4 protein-coding genes and 1 pseudogene are annotated in these 6,412 nt (G+C 55.4%); 4 read left to right on the top strand and 1 reads right to left on the bottom strand.

Going from position 1 to position 6,412, the window contains the following annotated elements:
• Positions 1–366: 366 nt before the first annotated feature.
• Positions 367–1,056 (top strand): annotated as a pseudogene (locus J7M22_17235) (MBL fold metallo-hydrolase).
• Positions 1,057–1,065: 9 nt separating this feature from the next.
• Here the strand turns inward: J7M22_17235 and J7M22_17230 are convergent.
• The gene (locus J7M22_17230; GenBank protein MCD6508349.1) at positions 1,066–1,749 is read right to left on the bottom strand and encodes a GNAT family N-acetyltransferase; all 684 of its coding nucleotides are present in this window, start codon (positions 1,747–1,749) and stop codon (positions 1,066–1,068) included.
• A 294-nt stretch (positions 1,750–2,043) separates the two neighbouring features.
• Here J7M22_17230 and J7M22_17225 point away from each other — a divergent pair, with 294 nt between their 5' ends.
• The 3 genes from J7M22_17225 (at position 2,044) to mtnP (ending at position 6,173) form a co-directional block, all read left to right on the top strand.
• Positions 2,044–3,279: a molybdopterin molybdotransferase MoeA gene (locus tag J7M22_17225; GenBank protein ID MCD6508348.1), complete on the top strand. Its 1,236-nt coding sequence runs from the start codon at positions 2,044–2,046 to the stop codon at positions 3,277–3,279.
• A complete protein-coding gene (locus J7M22_17220; protein MCD6508347.1) occupies positions 3,276–5,189 on the top strand; it encodes a molybdopterin biosynthesis protein in 1,914 nt (637 codons plus the stop codon). Before J7M22_17225 ends, J7M22_17220 begins: the two co-directional genes overlap by 4 nt.
• 105 nt (positions 5,190–5,294) lie before the next feature.
• Complete coding sequence (mtnP, locus tag J7M22_17215) at positions 5,295–6,173, top strand: S-methyl-5'-thioadenosine phosphorylase (GenBank protein MCD6508346.1); 879 nt, start codon at positions 5,295–5,297, stop codon at positions 6,171–6,173.
• Positions 6,174–6,412 lie beyond the last annotated feature (239 nt).

Below are 6,412 nucleotides of genomic sequence, written 5' to 3'. Positions count from 1 at the left end.
GCGAGCGATAGTGTTGACCGCTCGCAAGCTGATTCGGCTTATCGTCAGGCTGCTGACTGACAATCAGCCTTATCAGCCCAGGAGGTGTAAAGGGTAAAAGGTTCATAGCTAATCTTTTGGTCTATCCTGTCAAGGCCTCTCAGGATAGCTCAAGTTTAGTGTGTCCTGAAATTGTCAAAGAGCTGGCCTTTATTTTGCCCTTGACATTTTACCGCATCGCTTGCCAAGTTGTCCTGTCAGGGAGGTATTTTATCTTTTCCTCCTTGTCAGTCAAGAGTTTCTCAGGATTTTGATCTCCCTCTTTTGTCTGTTTCCCGCTCTATGGTTGCTTTCTTCATCCCTCTCTCAAACTGGGGGTGAACCAGCACGTGGAAGGCGGGGGGAAACGTGGTTATACCGAGCTTCGCCATCGAAAGGGCACAGGAGGTGTTATATCACCTCAACGAACTCCTCCTGCAGGACAGGATCCCTCACCTCATGGCGTTCGTGGATAGCCCTATGGCGATAAGCGTGACGGAGGTGTTCGAGCATCATCCTGAGCTCTTCGACGAGGAGATGATCGAGCTGATACGTCGCAGGGAATCCCCCTTCGATTTCCCAGGATTGAAGATGACGAGGAAGGTCGAGGAGTCGAAGGCGATAAACCACATAAGGGGAACGGTCATCATCATAGCCGGCTCAGGCATGTGCACGGGCGGCAGGATAAAGCATCATCTGGTCAGCAACATCTCCAGACCGGAAAGCACCATCCTCTTCGTCGGATACCAGGCGGTGGGGACACTCGGCAGACAGATCGTGGACGGCGCTAGGGAAGTGAGGATCTTGGGGCGGATACATCCTGTCAGGGCCAGAATCGTCCAGATAAACGGATTTTCCGGGCATGCCGATAGAGACGAGCTTTTCAAATGGCTTTCCGGGTTGAAGGGGATGCCCAGACATCTTTTCGTCACACACGGCGAACCTGAATCGGCCCATAGCTTCGCCCAATTTGTGAGGGAAAGGAAAGGATGGAAGGTCTCGGTGCCGAAGTTTGGAGATGAGGTGATCCTGGAGTGACCTTCGGGCTTATCGGCCCTTCACCTTCGAATAACAGTAACAATCCCTCGGTTCCTCATCGATATTCGGGTGGAGGATGAAGCGACGGAGTATACCCTCCCGTCGCATGCCGATCTTCTCCAAAACCCGAGCGGATGCGACGTTTTCCACATCACATACTGCCCATACCCTGTAGATATGAGGATGTTTAATCGCCCAGTTGACCACCTCACCGGCTGCCTCAGCGGCATAGCCCTGGCTCCAATATGGCCGCGCCAGCACGTATCCCAGGGATGCCCGATGCGCGTTGATAGTAAGCTCGACCATGCCGATGAGCTTCCCGTTATCCTTGAGCTCGATCACCCATGAAAAGGAATTTCCCCTCTCCCACTCCCTGATACAGCGCTCCAGAAACTCCCTCGTCACGTTGATATCCGAATGGGGACGCCACGTGAGATATCTTGTCACCTTCGGATCGCTCGCATAGCCCAGGAATATCTCCTCCGCGTCGCCCATCTTCGGGGGACGGAGTCGCAGACGCGAGGTTTCAAAGGTCTCCGGCGGCCTTACTTTTCTTTCCGAACCCTTTGAGCGGCGGGAGATACCTCTCCGGACGGCGATCGAACTTGTCGCTGCGAGGGCGAAGATCAATGGGATAGCCTGGTTAACCTCGAGGTTTATCAGGCTCAGAAGGCCGACGACGCTCAGGAACATCACAGAGGTTACCGCTATGAAGCCGAAAATCAATTTCGCTCTAATCCCATTAGCCATAATATCCCAACCTTTAGAGGGGAAAATACTCCCTTGCTTTCCTATTTTACCCCTCTCGGAGACCTCCGTCAAGCTTATCAGGGGATGGTTCATATCATAAATAAATTAGGGTGGCGCTTTTGAGCCTGACTCCTAATGAATTTCTCATATACCTAGCTTGGGCCTGATACTTGCAATTCAGAGTTCGATCTGATATACTCAAGAATGCTTGATTGATCTCCGATGAAGGTTGCACGTATGCTTTTCTTCGATCTTGTCTCCCCCGACGAGGCGATTGAAAGGATTGATAGGATAACTCGTCCGGTCGACATTGAGCCGGTGGGTTTGTATGAAATGACCGGGCGGATATCCGCCGAAGATGTGCTTTCCCCTATCGATCTGCCGCCTTTTGATCGAAGCACGATGGACGGATATGCGGTCATCGCCGAGGATACCTTCGGCGCCTCACCTGGGCTGCCCGCCTATCTGAAGCTGATCGGCGAGGTAAAAATGGGCGAGGAACCCAGGATTACGCTCTCAAAAGGTGAGGCGGTCAGGATCTCGACAGGGGGGATGCTACCGAAAGGAGCGGACGCCGTGGTCATGTTAGAGCATACCGATTTGATCAGTGGAAACATGGTGGAAGTCATCAGGCCGGTCTCGCCGTGGGAGAACGTCACCAGGCGCGGCGATGACGTCAAGAAGGGCGAGATATTGCTCCCAAAGGGTAAGAAGGTTCGGCCGCAGGATATCGCCGCACTTGCGGGAGCAGGGATAACCTCGATCTCCGTCTACCGCCGTCCAGTTGTGGCCATCATCCCCACCGGGGACGAGATCGTTCCTCCCGATGCGGATATTCGCCTCGGACAGATCAGGGATATGAACTCCTATTCGCTCGCCGCCTTATGTCGCTTGGAGGGAGCCGAGCCGGTTAACTTCCCGATCGTCCGTGATCTCTTCCATGAGCTAGAGGATGCGCTTCAAAAGGCGCTGTGTCGATCCGATATGGTTCTGATATCCGGCGGCAGTTCGGTAGGCGCGCGGGATGTGACGCTCGATGTGATAGATTCCCTGCCTGACTCTAAGGTTCACGTCCACGGCGTGTCCATTCGTCCCGGGAAACCCGTGATCATCGCCACGGCCGGTGATAAAATCATATTCGGCATCCCCGGCAATCCCGTCTCGGCCATCATATGTTTCGCTCTGTTCGTCAAACGGGCTATAGCCCGGCTTTCGGGGAGGCGGGAGCGCACGGCGGAGAAGCTCAGCCGAGCGGAGGCGATCCTGAAGTCCAACTGCCCAGCCGATCCGGGCCGTGAAAACTACATCCCAGTTCAACTTGAGGAGGGAGAGGGAGGGGAGATTCTAGCTCTGCCGCTGATCGGCTCGTCCGGCACGATCTCCATCCTCACCCGAGCCGATGGATTGATCCGAATCCCGATGGGCGTCGAAGGGCTGGAGCCCGGTGAGAAGGTGGAGGTGATCAGGATATGAGGAAGAGATATCTCGCCAGAAAACCGCTTGATGAGGCGCTGGAGATCCTCCTGAACCATCCCGCATGTTCTCATCTCTCTCCCCCCGAGTCGATTCCTACCTGGCAATCCCTCGGCAGGATTACGGCGGAGCCGGTATACGCCGTCATATCCTCTCCGCCATATCACTGTGCCGCGATGGACGGCATCTCGTTGAGGGCATCCGATACCTTCGGGGCTTCGGACGCGAACCCGGTCAGAGTTCCGCCCGAGGGATACCATCAGATCGACACCGGCGATCCGATCCCCGAAGGGGATGATGCCGTGGTGATGGCTGAGGAGATAAGGGAACTTGAAGGAGGATGGGTTGAGCTGAGATCGGCCGCAAGGCCGTGGCAACACGTCAGGATGGCTGGCGAAGATGTGGTAGCTACCGAGATGATCCTGCCCAGAGGACATAAGATCCGCCCTGTGGACGTCTCAGCGATGCTCTCCTGTGGCGTGCGATCCCTCACCGTGAGGGCCAAACCTCGCGTGGCGCTTATTCCCACGGGAGATGAGTTGGTCTCGGCAGAGGAGGAGCTGAGCACTGAGGAGCTCTACGGAAAGGTGATCGAGACGAACTCCTACATGCTTGCCGGCATGATAGAGGAGTGGGGCGGTGAACTGGTCAGATTTAAACCCGTCCCGGACGATCCCGACGCCATAAAGGAGGCGATTCTCAAAGCGGTGGGGGAGTTCGACCTTGTGGCAGTCAACGCCGGTTCATCTGCCGGCAGGGAGGATTACGTGCCAAAGGTTATATCCGATCTAGGCGAGCTTCTGGTGCACGGGGTGGATATCATGCCGGGAAAGCCGGTGGCGCTGGGAGTGGTGCAGGATAGACCTGTGATCGGGGTGCCGGGATATCCGGTCTCAGCCTATGTGGCCTTCGACCTGTTCGCCAAACCCCTTATCTCCAGAATGCTCGGCATAGCGCCGAGCGGGAGGCGGATCGTCCGTGCGCGAGCAGGCAGGAGGATAGCATCGAGGGCCGGCATGGAGGAGTTCATAAGGGTTAAGCTGGGGAAGGTAGGTTCCAAGCTTGTGCTCGTCCCGATCGCACGGGGGGCCGGTGTCATATCATCCCTCGTCAGGGCTGACGGGATCATCAGGATACCGTCTCAGCTCGAGGGGATCGAGCAGGGAGAGGAGATGGAGGTGGAGCTGTTGAGGGGGATGGAGGAGATAGAGAACACCATCTCCATTGTGGGCAGCCATGATATGACCCTCGATCTGATAGGCGATGAGATGAGGCGGCGGTGGCCCGAGGTCTCCGTCTCCTCGGCCCACGTGGGAAGTCTTGCAGGTCTGGTTGCCCTGCGCAGGGGTGAATGTCATGCCGCCGGGACACACCTCCTCGACGAGGAAACGGGAGAGTATAACGTCAGCTATATCCGAAGGCTCTTCCCCGATGGTGGAATCGCCCTGATCAACCTCGTCTACAGGCAACAGGGGCTCATCGTCCGCAGGGGAAACCCGAAGGGGATTAAGTCCTTTAAGGATCTGACCCGAAAGGACGTGAGGTTCGTCAACCGCCAGCCAGGGTCGGGAACAAGGGTGCTTCTGGATTACGAGCTAAGGAAAATCGGTATCTCCCCCGATGAGATCGACGGATATGAAAACGAGCTTTTCACCCATCTGGCGGTGGCGGCCGCCGTGAAGGACGGCGTGGCCGATGTGGGATTGGGCATATCGGCCGCCGCAAAGGCATTGGATCTGGATTTTATCCCCGTCGCTGAGGAGAGATACGATCTGGCCATACCGGAGCGTTACCTTGAGGACCGGCTTATATCCAGGATGATCGAGACCATACGGTCGGAGGAGTTTAAGCGTCGGGTTGAAGCTCTGGGGGGGTATGATACACGGAGCACAGGAGAAAGGATGTTCTGAAAATTGAAGCTCAGCTTGGTTTCAATTATAATCAGATGGTATCTTCGCGGCCTCTGCCGCAGGCTGAGAAAGGTCAGGAAAATACAGAACATATGGGGAGGTAAGATGAAGGTCAAAATAGGTGTGATCGGCGGCAGCGGTTTTTATGAGATGGAGGGGTTAACCGATATAGAGGAGATCGATCTCGATACCCCATTCGGCAAACCGAGCGATAGGATAGTCATCGGCACGCTGGAGGGGAAAAAGGTGGCCTTTCTGCCCCGCCACGGCAGGGGGCACAGGATACTTCCCTCTGAGCTGAACGTCAGAGCCAACATCTACGCCCTTAAAAGCCTGGGGGTCGAATGGCTCATATCCGTCAGCGCCGTCGGCAGCCTCAGGGAGGAGATCAAGCCCCGCGATTTCGTCGTTCCCGATCAGATATTTGACAACACCAAGGGCAGGAAAAGCACCTTCTTCGGGGAGGGGATGGCGGTCCACGTGGCCATGGCCGACCCCTTCTGCCCCGTCCTGCGCGGGATACTGGTTCAAAGCGCAAAAGAGCATGGCGTCACGGTGCACGACGGGGGAACTTACATCTGCATAGAGGGGCCGCAGTTTTCCACGAGAGCTGAATCTGAGGTTTACAGAAAGCTGGGTTTCGACGTCATAGGTATGACCGCCATACCGGAGGCGAAGCTCGCCAGAGAGGCCGAGATGTGCTATGCCACATTGGCCTGCGTGACCGATTACGATTGCTGGCACCCTGAACATGAGGAGGTCACGGCGGAGATGATACTCTCGAACCTGCTCGCCAACGTGGAACACGCCAAGACGGTCGTCAAAAGAGCCGTAGCGCTTATACCCGAGGAGAGAACCGGTTGTGACTGTTCCAGAGCGCTGGAAAAGGCGATAGCAACTCGACCGGACGCCATCCCATACGAAACCAAACGTAAGCTCTCTCTGCTTATCGGGAATTATATAAAACGCTCAAATTTCCTTTGAGTGTAGCAGTTATCCATGGGGAAGAACGAGGAGAGAGGAACTAGGAACGAGGAGATAAAAATCCTCGTTCCTCGCTCCTAGTTCCTCGTTCCTTTTCGCCTTGAGAAATAAGCGCTTCTGACCTCTCAGATCTCTGCTACACTTAACGATAATATGAGCGATATAAAATGAGAAATCCCATACCCATCATATCCATAATCGGCCGAAGTGGTTCGGGTAAGACAACCCTTATGGAAAGG

The sequence above is a fragment of the Candidatus Poribacteria bacterium genome, assembly GCA_021162805.1.
Classification (GTDB): Bacteria; Poribacteria; WGA-4E; order B28-G17; family B28-G17; genus JAGGXZ01.
The sequence above is the reverse complement of the archived record's forward strand: the minus strand, read 5'-3'. Positions and strand labels throughout refer to the sequence as shown.